This window comes from Labrys neptuniae (assembly GCF_040797145.1).
GTDB lineage: Bacteria > Pseudomonadota > Alphaproteobacteria > Rhizobiales > Labraceae > Labrys > Labrys neptuniae.
Map to the genome: position 1 here is coordinate 225,669 of NZ_JBFNQD010000009.1, position 20,000 is coordinate 245,668.

The following is a 20,000-nucleotide window of genomic DNA, read 5'->3' on the forward strand; positions in this document are numbered from 1 at the left end:
GCTATTCCGATGGTGCCGTCAAACCCTTGCGCTCCAGGATCGACCAGCACTCCTCCGCCGTCTCGGCGAAGTCGAACAGGGTCAGGTCCTCGGCCTTGATGAAACCTTCCTCGGCCAGGGCCTCGAAATTGATGATTCTGGTCCAATAGGCCTTGTCCATCAGCACGATCGGGCAGAAGGACATCTTGCCGGTCTGGCGTAGGGTGATGATCTCGAACAATTCGTCGAGCGTGCCGAAACCGCCCGGAAACACCACCAGCGCTGCCGAATGCATGGCGAGGTGCATCTTGCGCATGGCGAAGTAGTGGAAGCGGAAGGTAAGGGACGGCGTGGTGTAGGGATTGGGATATTGCTCATGCGGCAGGGTGATGTTGAAGCCGATGGTGGGCGCGCCGGCTTCGGCGGCGCCACGATTGGCCGCCTCCATGATGCCCGGGCCGCCGCCGGTGGCGATCACGTTGAAGCGCCCACCGCCATCCTCGTTGAGGGCGCCGCCGCGACGCGAGGCGATGTAGCCGAAATCGCGGGCTTCCTTGTACCAGCGGCCGCGATTGCCCGGGGCGTTCTCGCTGACGCGGGCCGATCCGAACACCACGATGGTGGAGCGGATATGGGCCGCCTTCATCCCCTCCTGCGCCTTGGCATATTCGAGCTGGAAGCGCACGCCGCGGGTGGAGTCACCCAGCATGAAGTCGGGATCGAGCGCGGCCAGGCGGTAGGCGGGCGCTTCGGTCCGCTGCAGTTCATCGACCTTCGCGCGCGTCTCGGGGGCCAGGGCCTCGACGGTGGACAGCATGTTGGTGGGCGCGGAATTGTCGGGAGACGGCATGGAAACCTTGCATCAAACATATGACAGTCCGACTCTATTGAGCCGTTGTGCCCGACACTGCAAGACCCCAGGGGTTGCAGGGGAAGTTCTCGGGTGCACGGGCATCTTGCCCGTTCTTGGAGACACGGGGTTTGCCGGCGAAGAAGAACGGGCAAGATGCCCGTGCACCCGGCGACAGGCCCTAGAGCCCGCGCCCTGACAGCATGTTGCGGCGGATGCGTTCGAGCGCGGAGTCGGCACCGTCGGGCTTGGCGGCCGGTTCGAAGGCGGACAGGAATTCCAGAAGCGTGTTGGCGAGCGCGTCGCGCTTGAGGCCGTAGTGCACATTCTGGCCGCGCCGCTCGCGTCGGACCAGCCCGGCATTCTCCAGGATGGAAAGATGCTTGGACACTGAGGGCGCCGACATGGAGTCGGCGAGCGTTTCGACCACCTGTCCGGCGGTCATGTCCGCCCTCGACAGGTCGGCCAAAATTTGCCGCCGCGGAGGCGAGGAAAGCGCTTCGAAGACCTTGTCGATTGTCATTGTTCGTTCGCCGTTTCCATCACTTTGACCTCAAGCCTTTGATAACACGTATTTTTAAATATTTGCAATATTGATTAATTAGCTAATTAACGAATAAGTGAATGACTCATATCGGCGAAGAGAGGGGGTGAAAATGCGCATGGGAAGCGCATCGCAGCCGGTTGCCGGACTCGAAGGGCGCCATTTTGCATGGGCTATCGGCCTGCTTTTATTCCCACTTTTCCCGGTGATGCGAACGCAAAACCGTTATTTGGCGCGTCAAATCGGTTTTGCCCAACCTGTCGAATGCGGTTCCCTTTTCCGCCCGAAATAGGCTAGAAGGCACCTCGATTTGAGGAAGTGACGATGAACGACCTGACCAGCCTGGAAACGACCCTGTTGTCCGAGATTGCCGCTGCCGCCGACGAGGCGGCCCTGGAGGCGGTGCGTGTCTCGGCGCTCGGCAAGAAGGGCTCGATCTCCGAGCGCCTGGCCACCCTTGGCAAGATGGCGCCGGAAGAGCGCCGGGAAGCCGGTGCCGCCATCAATGTGGTGAAGGATCGCGTCACAGCGGCGCTGGCCGAGCGCAGGACCGTGCTGAAGGCGGCGGCGCTGGAGGCGCGCCTGGTAGCCGAGGCCCTCGACGTCACGCTGCCGGTGCGCGAGACCGGCACGGAACTCGGCCGCATCCATCCGATCAGCCAGGTGATCGACGAGATCACCGCCATCTTCGCCGATATGGGTTTCGCCATCGCCGAAGGTCCGGATATCGAAACGGACGAATACAATTTCACTTTGCTCAACTTCCCGCCCGGCCATCCGGCCCGCGAGATGCACGACACCTTCTTCCTGGCGCCCGACGAAAAGGGCGAGCGCAAGGTGCTGCGTACCCATACCAGCCCGGTGCAGATCCGCACCATGCTGAGCCAGAAGCCGCCGATCCGCATCGTCGTGCCCGGGCGCACCTATCGCCATGACAGCGACCAGACCCATACCCCGATGTTCCATCAGGTCGAGGGGCTGGTCATCGACAAGGTGAGCCATGTCGGCCACATGAAGTGGGTGCTGGAGGAATTCTGCCGCGCCTTCTTCGAGGTGCCGTCGGTGAAGATGCGCTTCCGCCCCTCCTTCTTTCCCTTCACCGAGCCGTCGATGGAAGTCGACATCCAGTGCTCGCGCAAGGGTGGCGAGATCCGCTTCGGCGAGGGCGAGGACTGGCTGGAGATCCTGGGCTGCGGCATGGTGCATCCCAACGTGCTGCGCAATTGCGGCCTCGATCCCGACGAATATCAGGGCTTTGCCTGGGGCATGGGCATCGACCGCATCGCCATGCTGAAATATGGCATGCCGGATCTGCGCCCCTTCTTCGACGCCGATGTGCGCTGGCTCTCCCATTTCGGCTTCCGCCCCTTCGACCTGCCGAGCCTGGCCGGCGGCCTGACGGCCTGAGATCGCTGGGCGTCTCAACCAGACGTGAAAAGCCTTCCCTGGTGGTGCCGGGGAGGGCTTTTTCATGATGTGGCCAGCCCTAGTGCTGCCCCTCACCCGTACCCTCTCCCCGTAAGAACGGGGAGAGGGGTCCGCAAGCGTTGCGGCTTATCTTCACGATTCTGAGTCTCGCCCAACGGCTGGGCGAGACGGACCGGCTCGGACTTCGAGCTCCGCGCCGATGCCCCCCTCGCCCCGTTCTTACGGGGAGAGGGTAAGGGTGAGGGGCAGCGCGACGCTTCAGATCACGATTGTCAGACCGCAATTGTCAGATCGCACACACCTGCGGCTTGCGCCCGATCCAGGGGGCGGCTTCCTCCGCCTGCGCGGCGAGCTGCAGGATCGTCGCCTCGTCGCCATGGCGGCCGACGAACTGGATGCCGACGGGCTTGTTGCCCTCGGCCATGCCCAGCGGCACCGACATCGCCGGCAGGCCGGAGATGTTGAAGGCGAACATGAAGGCGGCGTCCGACCAGCGTGCCAGATAGCGCTCGCGATTGCCGTCCTCCATCGACCAGTAGCCGACGGGGCGCGGCGGCTGGGTCAAAGTGGGCGTGATGAAGACGTCGAAGGGGGCCAGTTCCCTGGCGATGCGCTGGGCCGCCTTGCGCACGGCGCCGATGCTGGCCGAATACTGAGTCGCCGACAGGGTCTTGGCATATTGCAGCATCGACCAGTTGAAGGGCTGGAGATCGGCCTCTTCCGGCGGGCGCCCGGCGAATTGGGCGTGCTGGGTGAATTCGGTCGAGGTCTCCACCGCGATAATGTCGTTGTAGCGCCACCAGGCCTCCTCGAGATCGACCTCGAAGCGATATTCCTCCGTGCCGTGGCCGAGGCTCTCCAGCAGCCTGACGGCGTCCTCGACGGCCGCCTTCACCTCGGGGGCATAGGGCTCGCCGAAGGGGGCGGTGAGCGTATAGCCGATCTTCAACCCCTTGGGACGCTTGGCGAGCAGCGATAGCCAGCTCTCGTCAGGGCGCGGCGCCGTATAGGGATCGCCCGGCAGGTTGCCGGCGACGACGTCGAGAAAGGCGGCGGTGTCGCGCACGCTGCGGCTGTTGCACAGGAAGTAGATGCAGCCGAACCACAGATCCGCATCGAAGGGCCCGTAGCTGACCCGGCCGCGCGAAGGCTTCAGGCCGACCACGCCGCAACAGGAGGCCGGTACGCGGATCGAACCGCCGCCATCGGAGGCATCGGCGATCGGCACGATGCGGGCGGCGACGGCCGCCGCCGAGCCGCCGCTCGAGCCACCGGCGGTAACGGCCGGATTCCAGGGATTGACGGTCGGGCCGTAGAGGCGCGGCTCGGTCGAAATGCACCAGCCATATTCGGGCGTGTTGCTGCGCCCGATCGGTGCCAGGCCGGAGGCGCGCATGCGGCCGCCGATTTCGGAATCGGCAGGGCAGACATAGTTCTGGAGATAAGCGAGCCCCGAAGTCAGCGGCGTGCCCTGCCATTGCGTGCCGAGATTCTTGAGCAGGAACGGCACGCCCGCGAACGGGCCGGAGCCCGGTGCCTCCGCGACCTGCCGCGCGACGTCGAAGGTCGGGATGACAACGCTGTTCAGCTTGGGATCGAGACGGCCGACGAGTTCGATCGCCGTCTCGACCAGTTCCGAAGCCTTGACCTGCTTGGCCCGCACCAGCTCTCCGAGCGCCAAGGCATCGGACTGAGCATAGAGCTTGACGAGATCCTCCGTGACGGCAGCCATTTCCTCACCCATTTCTTCGATCGGCCTGCGATGGCCGCCAGTCTGGAAGGAAATGAAGTGGAATTGGATGCCCCTCCTTCCACGATCTCTTGCCTTGCCCGCTGCGCCTTTGCGGTTCCGGGGCCTGCGTCAAATCGCGAAACGCCGCAGTACTACAGCCGCATTTCCCGGATTGGGAGTGTCAGCCTCCGGCTGACATCTTGAAAGCCAAGCCCTTGCGGCTCGGTAAGATGTCGGCCGGAGGCTGACACTCCGCATATCCTGCACTCCGTCGTGCAAACCAACCGTGATGCTAGCGCAGCGCCTGTGGCCCTAGGGCGCCTTCGACGGTGACGGCGACCTTGGTCAGCGGTGCTGCGATGTCTTCCAGGCCCTTGCCTTCGGCATCGACGCCATAGAACAGGGCCACCACGCCGCCGAAGATCATCACTCCCGAGCCGACGACATAACCCCAGAACAGCGGATCGCGCTCGGTGCCCTCGCCGACCAGATAGCCGAAGATCAGCGGCCCCATCGAACCGACGATCTGGGCGACGGCGAAGAAATAGGAGATCGCCTGGCCGCGCACTTCCAGGGGGAAGATCTCGCTGACGGTGAGATAGGCCGAGGAAGCCCCCGCCGAGGCAAAGAAGAAGGAGACGCACCAGAACAGCGTATGGGTGTTCGCCGTCAGGCTGCCCTGCTTGAACAGATAGGCCGAGACCAGTAGCACCGCCCCCGCCAGCACATAGGTGCCGAAGATCATCTTGCGCCGGCCGACGGTGTCGAACAGCGGCCCGAGCAGCAGAGGCCCGATCAGATTGCCGATGGCGAAGGGGAAGAAATAGAGCGCCGTCTGCGACTCGTTGAGATGATAGAAATTCTTCAGCACCAAGGCGTAGGTGAAGAAAATCGCGTTGTAGAGGAAGGACTGCGTCACCATCATGGTGATGCCGAGGAAGGTGCGCGAGGGATATTCGCGGAAGAACACGTCGATCAGCTTGGCGAAAGGCACCGATTCCTCGGGCTTGATATACATCGCCTTGCTCTCGTCGACCGGCGGCAGCGTCACGCCCTGGGCGCGCACGCTGGCCTCGATGCCCTCGACGATGGTCTCGGCTTCCTTGTCCTGGCCATGGGTGACCATCCAGCGCGGGCTTTCGGGGATGTGCCGGCGCAGGAAGATGATGACGAGACCGAGCACTGGCCCGATGAAGAAGGCGATGCGCCAGCCGACATTCTCGGCAAACAAGGTGTGGTCGAGCAGAAAGAAGCTGCCGACGGCGCCCAGCATGGCGCCGGCCCAATAGGTGCCGTTGACGGCGATGTCGACCCGGCCGCGATATTTGGCCGGGATGAGCTCGTCGATGGCCGAATTGATCGCGGTATATTCTCCGCCGATGCCGAGACCCGCCACGAAGCGCCAGAGATAGAGGAACCAGGGCGTCCAGGCCAAGCCCGCCACGCCGGAGCCGACCAGATAGATCGCCAGGGTGATGATGAACAGTTTCTTGCGGCCCCAGCGGTCGGTCAGCCGCCCGAAAAACAAGGCGCCGACCACCTGGCCGATCAGGTAGATCGTGCCGGCGAAGCCGACTTCGGCGCTGGTCATGCCCAGGCTCTTCTGGAAACCGGAGGCTGAAACGAGCTGGATCTCGATGCCGTCGAGGATCCAGCTGATGCCCAGGCCCACCACGACCATCCAGTGGAAACGAGCCCAGGGCAGTCGGTCCATGCGAGCCGGAATGAGGCTGCGGATGGCTTTGCCGTCGGTCATGTCTACCGGCATGATCATGCTCCTTGCAGCGTGATGTTCGTCCCACACTATTGTTTGTTAATTTTTTGTAACAATTCGACCCTGAATGGCCTCGTGTCAATGCTTCCAATGATACCTCTGAGCAATGACATAACAGACGGATAGGTTGATGACTGCGGAATGGGCCGCTCGCAGATTGCGAGATCTGCCGCCTTCCATCGTCGCCGTATTCCTGGTCTCCAATTTATTTCGCCATATGGTGCAATGACGAATGCGCCCGATGGAAGTTGGTTTGAAAGGCGGTCTCGCGTCAGGCCGAGGGTCACGAAGTGCCGGGCCCTCGCGGCGTCAATTTTTCGTTAACCTCCGCCGCCCATTTTCCGCCGCCAACCGCAGAGCCTGTGTTCTATTCGCGCAAGGCGGTTGCCGGGCGGTTGTACGGGGGGGTATACCGGTTATCCGCTTCGCCCCATCCGGGCCTCCATCCGCGGTTTCCAGATTCACGGTTCAATGGCCAAGCTTTTTCATCATCCTGTCGACCCGCAATCGCGCTTCATCCGCCTCGTGCTCAGCGAAATGGACGTGGCGACCGATCTGGTCGAGGAAAAGCCCTGGGAGCGGCGCGAGGCCTTCCTGCACATGAATCCGGCCGGCGTGCTTCCCGTGATGATCGACGCCACCGGCCTGATCGTGCCCGGCGCCTCGCCGATCTGCGAATATCTCGACGAAGCCTATGGCGATGCCCTCGGCGAGCAGCGCCTGCTGCCGCGCGACGCCAGGGCGCGCGTGGAGACCCGCCGCCTGATCGAATGGTTCAGCATCAAATTCTATGCCGAGGTCAGTGAATATCTGATCACGGAGAAGATCCTGAAGCGTTTCCTGCCGATCGGCGAGGGCGGTTCCTCGCCGGATACGGCCGCGATCCGTGCGGCCAAATCGAATGTGCGCTATCATCTGCGCTATGTCGGATATCTGGTGCGGCGGCGGAACTGGCTGGCGGGAGACAGGCTCTCCTACGCCGATTTCGTGGCCGCGGCGCATCTGTCGATCGTCGACTATCTCGGCGACGTGCCCTGGGACGAGGACCAGGCCGCCAAGGAATGGTATGCGCGCCTCAAGTCGCGTCCCTCTTTCCGCCCGCTCCTGGCCGAGACGCTGCGGGGCACGCCGCCTTCGGCAACCTATGCGGATCTCGATTTCTAGTTTCCGGGACCGCCGGCATCCTTGCCGGCCTCTGCTTCTGCGGCGAGTGCGACGTTTCCAGGAGCCGGCTGGAAGCCGGCGGTCCCGGGCAGGTTCGCCGTGACGCCTCTCAAGACACAACTCCTCCAGCGCGCCGAAGCGGAAGGCTTCGATGTCGTCCGCGTGACCACGCCCGACGCCATCCCTGAAGCGCCTGCGCGCCTGCGCCGCTTCCTGGAGGAGGGCTTCCATGGCGAGATGGGCTGGATGCAGGAGCGCGCCGACCAGCGCGGCACCCCAGCCACGCTCTGGCCGGAGGTGCGCAGCATCATCATGCTCGGCGTCAATTACGGCCCCGACCGGGATCCGATGGCAGGGCTTGCCGATCGGTCCGGCGGCCTGATCTCGGTCTATGCCCAGGGCGACGACTATCACGACGTCATCAAGAAGCGGCTGAAAAGCCTGGGGCGCTGGTGGGGCGAGGTGACGGGCGCGCCGCTCAAGGTCTTCATCGATACCGCACCGGTGATGGAAAAGCCCCTGGCAGCGGCGGCGGGCCTGGGCTGGCAGGGCAAGCACACCAATCTGGTCAGCCGGGATTTCGGTTCCTGGTTGTTTCTGGGCTCGATCTTCAGCGCCACCGAGATCGAGGCCGATGCGCCGGAGCGGGACCGTTGCGGTTCCTGCCGGGCCTGCCTCGATGCCTGTCCGACCGCCGCCTTTCCTGCGCCCTACCGGCTCGATGCCCGGCGCTGCATCTCCTATCTCACCATCGAGAACAAGGGCCCCATCCCGGCCGAGTTCAGGGAGGCGATCGGCAACCGGATCTATGGCTGCGACGATTGCCTGGCGGCCTGCCCGTGGAACAAGTTCGCGGTGACGGCCCGCGAACACAAGCTCAAGGCGCGCGAGGACTTGCGAGCCCCGCGCCTGGCGGACCTGGCGCGCCTGGACGATCCGGCCTTTCGGGCGCTGTTCGCCAAGAACCCGGTGAAGCGCATCGGGCGGGACCGCTTCATCCGCAACGTGCTCATCGCCATCGGCAATTCCGGCGATCCGGGCCTGATCGAGGTGGTCGAGGGGCTCCTCGGCGATGAAGCGGCCCTGGTGCGCGCCATGGCGGTCTGGGCGCTCGCCAGACTCGCCCCGGCCCGCCTGGCAGCCCAGGCCTGGCGACGGGACGACGAAACCGATGCCGATGTGAAGGCCGAATGGTGGGCGGCGGGTCATGCGGCGCCGATGCATCAAGGCGCCTAATATTGACGGTGATATTAAGAACGGACGCAGGGACCGCTTGACGGCGGCGGCGTTCGCCAATAGCGATGCGAACGGGGCAAGCAAGGAGCAGGCCGATGGTCCACAAGGGCGGCGCGCGACGGGACAATTGCAAGCCATCCAGACGTTTCGGTGAGGCCGCCCAGTTTTTCCGCAGCTGGACCGAAAAGCCCCTGCAGATGGGGTCGATCACCCCCTCCAGCCCCTTCCTGTCCAAGGCGATGGCCAATTGCGTCGATCCCGCCTCGGAAGGCCCGGTGGTGGAAATCGGGCCCGGCACAGGTCCGATCACCCAGGCCTTGGTGGAGCGCGGCGTCGCCGAGGACCGCCTGGTCCTGGTCGAATACAGCCCGCAATTTTGCGATCTCCTGTCGCAGCGTTTTCCCAAGGCAACGGTGGTGCAGGGCGATGCCTATGCTCTCGCCAAGACACTGGAGGGTCGGCTTGCCGACAAGGCGGCCGCCGTGGTCTGTGGCCTGCCGCTGCTGACCAAGCCCGAGCGGCAGCGCCTCGACCTCCTGGCCCAGGCCTTCACGCTGATGCAGCCCGACGCCGCTTTCATCCAGTTCACCTATTCGCTGGCCTCGCCGATTCCCACCAAGAACGCCTTCTTCACCTGGCAGGCGTCGCCGAGGATCTGGCGCAACGTGCCGCCCGCCCGCGTCTGGACCTATCGCCAACTCCTGAGGAACTGATTTGAATACGAAAGACCGCCTGATCTGTGGCCTGGATGTCGACAGCGTCGCCAAGGCCGAAGCCCTGGTAACCGAGCTCGGCGACAGCGTGACCTTCTACAAGATCGGCTATCAGCTCGTCTTCAATGGCGGTCTGCCCTTCGCCCAGGACCTGGCGCGTTCGGGAAAGAAGATCTTCCTCGACATGAAGCTGCACGACATCGGCAACACCGTGACCAAGGCGGTCGAGGCCATTGCCGGAATGGGCATGACTTTCCTCACCATCCACGCCTTTCCGCAGACCATGCGGGCTGCCGTGGAAGGTGCCCGCGGCTCGGACCTGAAGATCCTCGCCGTCACTGTCCTGACCTCCTATGACGATGCCGACCTGGCCGAAGCCGGCTATGGCAAGGGTGTCGGTGAACTCGTAGCCCAGCGGGTGACCCAGGCCATGGCGATCGGCGTGCCCGGCCTGGTGATGTCGCCGGAAGAGGTTGCCTCGACCCGCAACCGGGTCGGCGACAGCATGCTGCTGGTGACCCCGGGCGTACGCCCCGCCGGCAGCGACAGCGGCGACCAGAAGCGGGTGATGACGCCCGGCGACGCCATCCGCGCCGGGGCCGACCATCTGGTGGTGGCCCGGCCCATCGTGGCGGCCCCCGATCCCAAGGCGGCGGCCGAGGCGATCCAGGCGGAGATCGCGGCGGCGGTGACTTGAGGCGAACCGAGGTCGATTTCGCTCCGACGCCTGGTCTGTGATAGCAACGACAGAGTCCGCGACAGCCAGAGCCCCGTCATGCCGCAGATCCTGCTCCAGCTCTTTCGTGAAAAAGGTCGCTTGCGCCGTCTGCCTTATTGGCTGGGCGTCGGCTTGGTGGTGGGTTGTTTCGCGCTGGGCATTCTTATCTTCGAAACGATGCAAGTGGGAGCGGGGCTCCGGCGCTCTGGCCTCATGCTCTTTTTCGCCGCTCTGCTGGCTTGGCTCGGCGGCCGACGGCTCTCCGACATCGGTGCCTCGCCATGGGTCGCCAGAGTCGTGATTTTCGTCTCGGGGGCGACGCCCTCCCTGATGTTCTATCTGGTCATGAACGATAGGGTGCCCCTCAACGGCGCCATCCTCGTGACAGGTGCAGTGATTATGTTCGCCTCAGCCTGCCTCATCATCCTCGGTTTCATCCCCGGCAAACGCGGCGCCAATCGCTACGGGCCGGCGCCTGACGAAAGGATGGCGCTGACGCAAGCCGTCGAGACGTTCGAATAGGGGCCGAGCCATTCGTCCGCGACAAGTCATTGAAACTTGACATGTCATTCCCGGCGCCGCCACCGGCGGCGGGAAGGGAATCCAGGGCCAAGGTCTGCGTCGTTCAGCCCCTGGTCCCCTTCTCTCGCTTTGCTCGCTGGGGATGACGGGCGCATTGCCAGATCGGTCAAAGCTCACTGTGGCTGGTATCACGCATGAAAAAGGCGCAGGCCTCGCGGGCTGCGCCTTCTTGCATCTCGCTGAGAAGCCGGCGTTCCCGGATCAGTCCTTGGCGCGTTCGACGTAGGAACCGTCTTCCGTCATGATCACCACGCGGGTGCCGGCGCTGATGTGCGGCGGCACGGTGGTGCGCACGCCGTTGGAGAGTGTGGCGGGCTTGTAGGAGGAGGAAGCGGTCTGACCCTTGGTCACCGGCTCGGTCTCCGTCACTTCCAGCACGACGCGGGCGGGCAGTTCGATCGCCACGGGCACGCCGTTATAGAGGCTGATCTGGCATTCCATGTTCTCGGCCAGATAGACCGACTGGTCGCCGATCACGTCGGCGGGCACCGAGACCTGTTCATAGCTGTCCATGTTCATGAAGGCGTAGCCATGCGTGTCTTCATAGAGATAGGTGTGTGACTTGGTCTCGATGAAGGCGCGCTCCACCTGCTCGGTGGTGCGGTAGCGCTGCACGGTCTTCACGCCGTCCGACAGGCGGCGCATGTCGATCTGCGTGGTGGGCGTGCCCTTGCCCGGGAAGAAACTTTCCGCCTTGAGCACGACATAGAGCTGATTGTCGATCTCGACGACGTTGCCTTTGCGGATCTGGCTGGCGATGACCTTCACGATGATGTCCTGAAACTTTTCAAGTGAGCTAAAGCGTTTTGCGATGCGGTGGAATGTCCCAAATCGCAAGGACGCGTCGAACCAAGGCGCTAGAGGAAAGGTGCGTTTTCACCAAAACGCGCTTTGCTCTAGGAACGATTGTGGGCGCCTCTTACACCGCCCCGCCGCTGAACGAAAGCGTGAAGCGCCGGGAATCGGTGAAACAGCAGCGAATTCCTGCCTCATCGCGCTCTTTCTCGGAATTTCTCGATTGCACGCGACGTCATCACGAGGCCGTGAGCGTGTAACGAACGACGATCCTTCGACGAATATTCCAAGAGTGTTTTGCGATTTGGCAGAGTCACCTCGAATCGCAAAGACGCGTCGAACCAAAGAGCTAGAGCAAATAAGCGTTCAGTCATGAACGCGCTTTGCTCTAGGAAGCGGCCCTCGCTCGGGTCGAATACTGATGAGGCCATTGATGAGGAGATCGACCAGGAGGCCGCGCACCGGCTTGTGGCGGCTGGCTCCGCTGGGATTGGGGTTGGTCCTGCTGCCGCTCGGTAGTGTTGCGCCGGCCGAGGCGGGGCGGCTCACCGTGGTGGAGCTCTTCACCAGCCAGGGCTGCTCGTCCTGCCCGCCGGCCAATGCCAATCTGGCCGCGATCAGCCGGCGCCCCGGCGTGCTGGCCCTGAGCTTCGGTGTCACCTATTGGGACCGGCTTGGCTGGAAGGACGTCTTCGCGCGCCCTGACTACACGCAGCGCCAGGTCGCCTATGAGAAGCCTCTCGGACAGAGCGGTCCCTTCACGCCGCAGATGGTGGTGAATGGCCGGGCGTCCCTGATCGGCAACGAGCTTGCCGAGCTGGATGCGGCGATCGCGGGCGCGGCTGTGTTGCGAGCAGGTCCGAGCCTGGCCGTCTCGGGCGGCCATGTCGTCATCGGCAGCCAGGCCTCGCCTCCGGCCAGCCTCGACATCTGGCTGGTGCGCTATGACCCGAGGCAGGTCGAGGTGCCGGTACGCGCCGGCGAGAATGCTGGCCGCACCCTGGCTCACAAGAATGTCGTGCACGATCTGGTCCGGCTCGGACTTTGGAAGGGCGAGGCACTCGATCTGCCGATCGCGCGGGCGCCCGCCGGCCAGCACACGGCGATCCTGCTGCAGGCGCCGGATGGCGGCGCCATCCAGGCTGCTGCAACCGACTGAGGAACCTCGAACCGTCACAGCTCTTCGACCCGCCGGACGGCTCGTCCGGCTTCCCCTGCGCCGAGGCGCAATCACAGAAAGGAACGGATCATGGATCGTATTGCCAAACTCGCCTCCGCGGGCTTGCTGGGCCTGGGGCTTGCTTTCGCCACCGCCCCCTTGGCGCAGGCCCAGGATGCGATGCCGCAGACGAACACGATGCAATCGCAAACGATGAAACCGAATGCGATGCAGGGCGAGGCCATGAAGGGTGATGCCATGAAGGGCGACACCATGAAGAAGCCGATGAAGAAAATGGCCAAAAAGAAGATGATGAAGAAGCACCACAAGGCCATGAAGGCGATGTGATCCCAGCGCCACCCTCTTCACCCTCCCCTGGAGGGGGAGGGTCGAAGCGAAGCTTCGGGGTGGGGTGGCGTCTGTGCAAAGAATCTAGCGTCTTTATCGTCAGGCACTGCGTAGTTTCTCCCCACCCCGGGCTTTCAGGCCGACCCTCCCCCTCCAGGGGAGGGTGAAGAAGCTGCCGGGTAAGTATGACCATCGATCGATTGTTCGATCGGAAACCGCGCTTTGCCTCCCCTCAGCTCTGGGGCTCCGCCACCAGCCAGCCCTTGTAGCGCACGATCAGGCCGAACAGGGGATGGGCGATCTCGACATGGAAGTTGAAGCGCCCGTCCTCGGCGCTCTCGAAACTGTCGCCGGAGGGGGCGAGGAAACGCGGCAGTCTCAGGCCGAGGAAGCGCCAGTTGCGTACGACGAGCTTGAGCCTGCCGTCTTCGGCGAGGAGGGCCAGCCCGAAGCTGAAAGGTCCGAAGCGCTCGTCGACCAAGCCGGCATTGCGGCCGCGGCCGGCGGTCTGGACCGAACGGAAGCGGCGCCCGGCAAAGTCCCGCGTCCAGACTTCCCGCTTGTTCTGGATTTCGAACGATACGCGCACCGGAATATCCGCACCGGCCTGGGGGAAGCCGACGAGAGCGCCCACCAGCCGCGACAACAACCCCTTGCCGCGCTCGACGCTGGCACGGCCGGTGACCGCATGGCTGGTTTCGTGCCGATGCAACGCCTGGATGGCCGGTGGCAGGCTCGCATAGGCCGAGCCCAGAATGCCCGGGTAAAGCGGCAGGCTCGCCTCGGCCGTGACCTCACGCGTGCCATGGGCGAAGGGCCGGCCGTCAAAGACGTGATCATAGTCGGCCAAGGCGAGCGCTCCCGTTGCGGGACGGGCGCCCGGTTCCGGCCTGATGCCTTCGAGGCGCTGGCGGATCAGGGCTTCGATCGCCATCGCCGGAATATAGGGTCCATCGTCGCCCTCAGCGTTCAGATGCCAGCTGCGGACCAGCCTTTCCCCGCGATGCCCTGCGCCCTCGACCTCGACGATCATGCCACCGCGATGGGCGCCCCAGCGCAGGATGCGGTTCACCCTGTGAAACAGGCCGGCGAGGGGCGCGAGGGAGGGCAGCATTTTCCAGCGCACCAGCAGGCTCAGCCCGATCAGGCAGCGATGCAGGATCTCCGGGCGCGGCCCGGCGCCGACCCAGACCGAGCGCACGCTTGGCCACAGGTCGGAGAGCAGCAGGAGGTCGGGTACCTCCACCAGGGAGAACAGCGTGTTCGGCAGCGGCAACTTTCCAGGCGGGGCGATGGTGAAGCGGCGGGTTTCGGTGAGGGGATGCACCAGCAGGGTCTGGCCCTGCCGCCGGGCCGGCACGGCCTGGCCGGCATAGCCCGCGATGGCCTTGAGCACATTCTCGCCGACGACCGCATGCGGCGAGGGGGCGATACCGGCGCGGATGATGTCGATGCACGAGAAGGCACCGGCGAGATGCCTGACGATTGCTGCGGTCAGGACAGGAAAGCTGCTTACGCCCGACAGGATGGCGACGCCGCGCTGCCGGGCCGCCGCATCGAGGCTGGCGATGCCGCGCACGAAGGCGGCCCCGTCCGAGAAATCGAAATAGTCGGCCCCATGGGCGATCGTGGCCTCGACCAGGCGATAGGGCTGTTTGCCGTAGCCCTGGAAGGGGCCGCTGGCATCGACGACGATGTCGGGCTTCAGGGCCTGCAATTGCGGCTCGAGCGGCCGGTCGCGATCGAACTCAGCCGGAAACAGGCGGGCCCGCACCGGACGGCTGGCGCAGAAGAATTCCGCCTTGGCGAGAGAGCGGCCCGCGATGATGAGGGTGAGGCGGGGTTCGTCGGCCAGCAATTCCGCCAGCCGCCCGCCAAAGATGCCGTAGCCGCCGACGATCAGCACGCGCAGGGAGGATGGGGATGCGGTCACGGGCTACTCCAGCCCCGCATGCGTACAGGGAGCGGCTGGAACCGGCAAGATGGAGCCTCGCACCGGTGCCGGAGCGGATGGCCGCACTTGCGTCTTGCGCCGTCGCCCGCCATAAGCGCTAGCCTGAGCACGATTTTCCGGCGAGACCCGCGGGCGGGCTTTGCCGGAAAATCGTGCACATTTTCGATATCTTTCAGCTTGTTCTTGATCGCGCCCGTGGCTCGATCAAGAACAAGCTGCTCGGACAATATGGAATCCTCTCGCCATGACGAAGTTCGTGGAGCGCGTCTTTTCGGGCGTTCAGCCGACCGGCAACCTGCATCTGGGCAATTATCTCGGCGCGATCCAGCGCTTCGTCGAGATGCAGAAGAGCCATCAATGCATCTATTGCGTGGTGGATCAGCACGCCATCACGCTGTGGCAGGATCCCAAGAGCCTGGCGAGTGCCATCCGCGAGGTCACCGCCGCCTTCCTGGCCGCGGGCATCGACCCGAAGGCCCATATCGTCTTCAACCAGAGCCAGGTGGCCGAGCATGCCGAGCTCGCCTGGGTGTTCAACTGCGTGGCGCGCATGGGCTGGCTCAACCGCATGACCCAGTTCAAGGAGAAGGCCGGCAAGGACAAGGAGGCGGCCTCGGTGGGCCTGTTCGCCTATCCCACGCTGATGGCCGCCGACATCCTGGTCTATCGCGCCACCCATGTGCCGGTCGGCGAGGACCAGAAGCAGCATCTGGAACTCGCCCGCGACATCGCGGCGAAGTTCAACAATGATTTCGGCGATTCCATTGCTGCCAACGGTTTCAATGGCGGCTTCTTCCCGCTGCCCGAACCCCTGATCCAGGGCGCGGCCACCCGCGTGATGAGCCTGCGCGACGGTTCCAAGAAGATGTCGAAATCGGATCCCTCCGACCTGTCGCGCATCAACATGACCGACGATGCCGATACGATCGCCGCCAAGATCCGCAAGGCCCGCACCGATCCCGAGCCGCTGCCTGGTGAGGAGGAGGGGCTGAAGGGACGCCCCGAGGCCGACAACCTGGTCTCGATCTTCGCGGCCCTGTCGGGGCGGACGGTGGCGGAGGTTCTCGCCGAGTTCGGCGGCGGCCAGTTCTCCACCTTCAAGACGGCGCTCGCCGATCTCACCGTCGCCAAGATCTCGCCGATCACCGCCGAGATGAAGCGCCTGATGGCCGATCCCGGCCATATCGACGCAGTGCTGGCCGAGGGCTCGGACCGGGCCCGGGCGATCGCCGCCCCGATCATGGCCTCGGTGAAGGATATCGTCGGCTTCATCCGGGCGAAGTGAGGCGGCGTCAGGGAAGGACCGAACCTCGTTCGGAAATAACTCAGGCGCTTGCTTTGTCATGCCCGGGCTTGACCCGGGCATCCAGGGGGCCCGTCTTTGATGTAGGGCGGGAAGAGCTGGATTGCCGGGTCAGCCCGGCAATGACAAAGGTCGGGCGGGGTGAACCTCAATGTGCTGTGGGAAGGAACCGACATGCTGAAGATCTGGGGCCGCACCAATTCCTCCAATGTGAAGAAGGTGCTGTGGTGCGTCGAGGAACTCGGGCTCACCTATGAGCGCATCGATGCGGGCGGTGCTTTCGGGGTGGTCAACGACCCTGCCTACCGCGCTCTCAATCCCAACGGGTTGGTGCCTTGTATCGAGGATGACGGCTTCGTGCTGTGGGAATCCAATGCCATCGTGCGGTATCTGGCCGAAGGCGATGCCGAGCGCCGGCTGGTGCCGGCAACGCGCCAGGCCAAGGCTTCGGCCGAACGCTGGATGGACTGGACGACCTCCACCATCGCCGGTCCCTTCCGTGATGTGTTCTGGAACGTCGTGCGTCGTACCGCCCAGGACCGGGTGGAGACCGAGCTCTCCCGGGGCCTCGACAGCTGCAGCAGGCTGCTGGCCATCGCCGACAAGGCGCTGGCCGGCCAGCCCTATCTGTCGGGCGACAAATTCGGCATCGGCGACATACCGCTCGGCTGCCTCGCCTATGGCTGGTTCAATATGCCGATCGAGCGGCCGGACCTGCCCCATCTGGCCGCCTGGTACGAGCGCCTGACCGAGCGCCCGGCCTATCGCAAGGCTGTGATGATCCCGCTGACCTGACGAGCGGGAACCTCCGGGCCGACATCCGCGTTACCGAGCCGACCATGGTTGTCATGGTCGCTCGGGGAATGTGTGCATGCTGTCTGGTGTGATCTCGCTGCTGATCGGTATCGTCGTCATCGGTCTCGTCTGCTGGCTGTTGATGTATGTGATCGACCGCCTGCCCATGGACGGACGCTTCAAGCAGATCCTGCGTATTCTGATCATCCTCATCGCGGTGCTCGCCATCCTGCAACGCGTCGTGGTGCTGATGGAGCCCGTGCCGACATTGTAAGGAACGGCTCCGCCTTGAAGGCGGCTTGCCTGCGCGACGCATCGTGACAGGCACACATCCGACATGTTCGGGAAAACCCTGAAAAAGCTGCGGGATGGCTTGCCTTTCGCCCGAGCAAATTGCATGGTCTTCGCCCTTTTTCCACCGTTTGCGGCAGCTCGGTCCGCTTGCGGGTCGCTATGCCAGGACGCACTCCATGAAGGTTACGCTCGAACGGACTGCCCTTCTCAAATCGCTGGGCCACGTCCACCGCGTCGTCGAGCGGCGCAACACCATTCCGATCCTGTCCAACGTGCTGATCGAGGCTCAGGGCGCCAGCCTGCTCCTGAAAGCGACCGACCTCGATCTGGAGGTGGTGGAGTCCTCTCCTGCCGACGTCACCATGGACGGCGCCACCACGGTGCCGGCACATACCCTCTACGACATCGTCCGCAAGCTGCCCGACGGGGCTCAGGTCTCGCTGGAAGGCGGCGGCGAGGCGACCCAGCTGATCGTGCGTTCCGGCCGCTCGCGCTTCACCTTGCAGACGCTGCCGCCTTCCGATTTTCCGGACCTGGCGGCGGGCGAGTTTCCGCATAATTTCCAGCTCAAGGCCGCCGATCTGCGCAAGCTGATCGAGAAGACCCAGTTCGCGATCTCCACCGAGGAGACGCGCTATTATCTCAACGGCATCTATCTGCACACGCTGGATGTCGAGGGCGAGACCCGCATCCGCGCCGTGGCGACCGACGGCCATCGCCTCGCCCGCGTCGAACTGCCGGCGCCCGAGGGTTCCAACGGCATGCCCGGCGTGATCCTGCCGCGCAAGGCGGTGGGCGAGATCCAGAAGCTGATGGAGGATGCCGAGGCCATCGTCTCGGTCGAGCTGTCCCAGGCCAAGGTCCGCTTCACCATCGGCCCGGTGGTGCTGACCTCCAAGCTGATCGACGGCACCTTCCCCGATTACGCCCGCGTCATTCCGACCGGCAACGACAAGGCGCTGATCGTCGAGCGCGCCGACTTCACCGCCGCCGTCGACCGCGTCTCGACCATCTCCTCCGAGCGCGGCCGCGCCGTGAAGCTGTCGCTGGCCGACAGGCGCCTCGTCCTCACCGTCACCAATCCCGATTCCGGCACGGCGACCGAGGAGATCGAGGTCGATTATGATTCCACGCCGCTCGATATCGGCTTCAACTCGCGCTATCTCCTCGACATCGCCGCGCAGCTCGACGGCGATACCGCCTTGTTGAAATTCGCCGATCCGGGCTCGCCGACCCTGGTGCAGGACCGCGAAGGTGCGGCCGCGCTCTACGTCCTGATGCCGATGCGGGTGTAAGCTCGGAGCGCGGACATCTTGTCCGCATCCTGGAAACGATGCGTTCGATTGAGAGGAAGAGCGGACATCGCGACATGTCTGCATGTCGCTGTGATGTCCGCGCTCCAAAAATGATCTCGCCCCGCATCACCCGCCTGATCCTCACCTCGTTCCGGTCCTATCCGCGGCTCGATCTCGCCGTGGATGCCGGCATGGTGGTGCTGACCGGGCAGAACGGCGCCGGCAAGACCAATGTGCTCGAGGCCATCTCGCTGTTCACCCAGGGCAAGGGCCTGCGCCGGGCGGATCTGGAGGATATGGCCAGCGAGGACGGGCCCGGCAGCTTCGCCGTCGCCGCCGAAGTCGAGGGGGCGCTTGGCCTCGCGCATCTCGGCACCGGGCTGGAAGGCCCCGACAGCGGGCCGCGCAAATATCGTGTCGACCGCCAGCCGGTTTCCTCGGCCACGAGCTTTGCCGACCATCTGCGCCTCGTCTGGCTGACGCCCTCGATGGACGGGCTGTTCTCCGGCTCGGCCGGCGAGCGGCGCCGCTTTCTCGACCGGCTGGTGCTGGCCGTCGATGCCGGCCATGGCACCCGGGTCAATGCGCTCGAACGCGCGCTACGCTCGCGCAACCGGCTGCTGGAGGATCCGCGCGCCGACCAGCGCTGGCTCGATGCTGCCGAGCATGAGGTCGCCGATCTCGCCATCGCGGTGGCGGCGTCGCGCGCCGATACGGTGCGTCGTCTCGCCGGCCTGATCGAGGAGGAGATTGATCCCGCCTCTCCCTTCCCTCATGCGCGCATCGCCCTCGACGGCGCCATCGAGAATGCCGTGCTGGACGAACCGGCGCTGGCCGTGGAGGAGCGCTATCGCCAGACCCTGCGTGAAGGCCGCGCCCGGGACAGGGCGGCCGGCCGCACGCTCGACGGGCCGCATCTGACCGATCTCCTCGTGGTGCACGGCCCCAAGGGCATCGCGGCCGAGCGCGCCTCCACCGGCGAGCAGAAAGCCCTGCTGCTCGGCCTGGTGCTGGCGCATGCAAGGCTGGTCGCCCGTCTCGCCGGCATGACGCCGATCGTCCTGCTCGACGAGGTCGCCGCCCATCTCGACCCGATGCGGCGGGCGGCCCTCTATGATCGGCTCGAAAGTTTCGGTGCCCAGGTCTGGCTGACCGGCGCCGATCCCTCCGCCTTCGAGGCGATCGCCGGCAGGGCCGCGGTCTATCGCGTCACGCCGGGCCGGGTCGAGGGCTGAGGTTTCGGGCGAGGGGGATCAGAGGGGAAATCCGGCTGGTGGGGTAGCCCCTCACCTCCATCCTCTCCCCGTAAGAACGGGGCGAGGGGGCGCAATCGTTGC

Annotated in this window: 19 protein-coding genes; 13 read left to right on the forward strand and 6 right to left on the reverse strand. The window is 64.6% G+C overall.

Annotated features, from left to right (window positions below; genetic code table 11):
* Position 1: 1 nt before the first annotated feature.
* Positions 2–829 carry an LOG family protein gene (locus ABXS05_RS23835; RefSeq protein WP_376717766.1) on the reverse strand — a complete coding sequence of 276 codons (828 nt, stop codon included), beginning with the start codon at positions 827–829 and terminating at the stop codon, positions 2–4.
* A gap of 181 nt (positions 830–1,010) precedes the next feature.
* Complete coding sequence (locus ABXS05_RS23840) at positions 1,011–1,352, reverse strand: metalloregulator ArsR/SmtB family transcription factor (RefSeq protein ID WP_367625600.1); 342 nt, start codon at positions 1,350–1,352, stop codon at positions 1,011–1,013.
* Positions 1,353–1,697: 345 nt separating this feature from the next.
* Here ABXS05_RS23840 and pheS point away from each other — a divergent pair, with 345 nt between their 5' ends.
* On the forward strand, positions 1,698–2,780 hold the full coding sequence (gene pheS, locus ABXS05_RS23845; RefSeq protein ID WP_311943882.1) for a phenylalanine--tRNA ligase subunit alpha: 1,083 nt from the start codon (positions 1,698–1,700) through the stop codon (positions 2,778–2,780).
* 307 nt (positions 2,781–3,087) lie between these two features.
* Here the strand turns inward: pheS and ABXS05_RS23850 are convergent, their stop codons facing one another.
* Entirely contained in the window at positions 3,088–4,533 is a 1,446-nt protein-coding gene (locus tag ABXS05_RS23850; RefSeq protein ID WP_367625601.1) for an amidase, read from the reverse strand.
* 292 nt (positions 4,534–4,825) lie between these two features.
* Positions 4,826–6,301 (reverse strand): MFS transporter, encoded by a 1,476-nt coding sequence (locus tag ABXS05_RS23855; protein ID WP_367625602.1) that lies wholly within the window; start codon positions 6,299–6,301, stop codon positions 4,826–4,828.
* A gap of 477 nt (positions 6,302–6,778) precedes the next feature.
* On the opposite strand from ABXS05_RS23855, the gene ABXS05_RS23860 reads away from it, so the two are divergent.
* The 5 genes from ABXS05_RS23860 to ABXS05_RS23880 all read left to right on the forward strand — a co-directional run bounded on the left by ABXS05_RS23860 (position 6,779) and on the right by ABXS05_RS23880 (position 10,660).
* Positions 6,779–7,471, forward strand: a complete 693-nt coding sequence (locus ABXS05_RS23860) for a glutathione S-transferase family protein (protein ID WP_068297410.1) — start codon at positions 6,779–6,781, stop codon at positions 7,469–7,471.
* A 99-nt stretch (positions 7,472–7,570) separates the two neighbouring features.
* On the forward strand, positions 7,571–8,707 hold the full coding sequence (gene queG / locus ABXS05_RS23865) for a tRNA epoxyqueuosine(34) reductase QueG (RefSeq protein WP_367625603.1): 1,137 nt from the start codon (positions 7,571–7,573) through the stop codon (positions 8,705–8,707).
* A gap of 95 nt (positions 8,708–8,802) precedes the next feature.
* The gene (locus tag ABXS05_RS23870; RefSeq protein ID WP_311943889.1) at positions 8,803–9,420 is read left to right on the forward strand and encodes a class I SAM-dependent methyltransferase; all 618 of its coding nucleotides are present in this window, start codon (positions 8,803–8,805) and stop codon (positions 9,418–9,420) included.
* Between the two features lies 1 nt (position 9,421).
* Positions 9,422–10,117, forward strand: coding sequence for an orotidine-5'-phosphate decarboxylase (gene pyrF, locus ABXS05_RS23875; RefSeq protein WP_367625604.1), 696 nt, complete (start codon positions 9,422–9,424; stop codon positions 10,115–10,117).
* Positions 10,118–10,195: 78 nt separating this feature from the next.
* The gene (locus tag ABXS05_RS23880) at positions 10,196–10,660 is read left to right on the forward strand and encodes a DUF805 domain-containing protein (RefSeq protein ID WP_311943892.1); all 465 of its coding nucleotides are present in this window, start codon (positions 10,196–10,198) and stop codon (positions 10,658–10,660) included.
* A 261-nt stretch (positions 10,661–10,921) separates the two neighbouring features.
* Here ABXS05_RS23880 and efp read toward each other — a convergent pair whose 3' ends face one another.
* Positions 10,922–11,488: an elongation factor P gene (gene efp / locus ABXS05_RS23885; RefSeq protein WP_367625605.1), complete on the reverse strand. Its 567-nt coding sequence runs from the start codon at positions 11,486–11,488 to the stop codon at positions 10,922–10,924.
* 460 nt (positions 11,489–11,948) lie between these two features.
* Here efp and ABXS05_RS23890 point away from each other — a divergent pair, with 460 nt between their 5' ends.
* Entirely contained in the window at positions 11,949–12,674 is a 726-nt protein-coding gene (locus ABXS05_RS23890) for a DUF1223 domain-containing protein (protein WP_367625606.1), read from the forward strand.
* Between the two features lie 90 nt (positions 12,675–12,764).
* On the forward strand, positions 12,765–13,022 hold the full coding sequence (locus ABXS05_RS23895) for a hypothetical protein (RefSeq protein ID WP_367625607.1): 258 nt from the start codon (positions 12,765–12,767) through the stop codon (positions 13,020–13,022).
* Positions 13,023–13,254: 232 nt separating this feature from the next.
* Here the strand turns inward: ABXS05_RS23895 and ABXS05_RS23900 are convergent, their stop codons facing one another.
* Positions 13,255–14,955 carry a saccharopine dehydrogenase family protein gene (locus ABXS05_RS23900; protein ID WP_367625608.1) on the reverse strand — a complete coding sequence of 567 codons (1,701 nt, stop codon included), beginning with the start codon at positions 14,953–14,955 and terminating at the stop codon, positions 13,255–13,257.
* Between the two features lie 265 nt (positions 14,956–15,220).
* Between ABXS05_RS23900 and trpS the strand changes: the two genes are divergently transcribed.
* The 5 genes from trpS (at position 15,221) to recF (ending at position 19,898) form a co-directional block, all read left to right on the forward strand.
* On the forward strand, positions 15,221–16,261 hold the full coding sequence (gene trpS, locus ABXS05_RS23905; RefSeq protein WP_311943901.1) for a tryptophan--tRNA ligase: 1,041 nt from the start codon (positions 15,221–15,223) through the stop codon (positions 16,259–16,261).
* 192 nt (positions 16,262–16,453) lie between these two features.
* Positions 16,454–17,074 carry a glutathione S-transferase family protein gene (locus ABXS05_RS23910; protein ID WP_311943902.1) on the forward strand — a complete coding sequence of 207 codons (621 nt, stop codon included), beginning with the start codon at positions 16,454–16,456 and terminating at the stop codon, positions 17,072–17,074.
* A 76-nt stretch (positions 17,075–17,150) separates the two neighbouring features.
* Positions 17,151–17,348: a hypothetical protein gene (locus tag ABXS05_RS23915; protein ID WP_367625609.1), complete on the forward strand. Its 198-nt coding sequence runs from the start codon at positions 17,151–17,153 to the stop codon at positions 17,346–17,348.
* Positions 17,349–17,544: 196 nt separating this feature from the next.
* On the forward strand, positions 17,545–18,663 hold the full coding sequence (gene dnaN / locus ABXS05_RS23920; protein WP_311943906.1) for a DNA polymerase III subunit beta: 1,119 nt from the start codon (positions 17,545–17,547) through the stop codon (positions 18,661–18,663).
* A gap of 110 nt (positions 18,664–18,773) precedes the next feature.
* The gene (recF, locus tag ABXS05_RS23925; RefSeq protein WP_367625610.1) at positions 18,774–19,898 is read left to right on the forward strand and encodes a DNA replication/repair protein RecF; all 1,125 of its coding nucleotides are present in this window, start codon (positions 18,774–18,776) and stop codon (positions 19,896–19,898) included.
* The last annotated feature ends 102 nt before the right edge of the window (positions 19,899–20,000 follow it).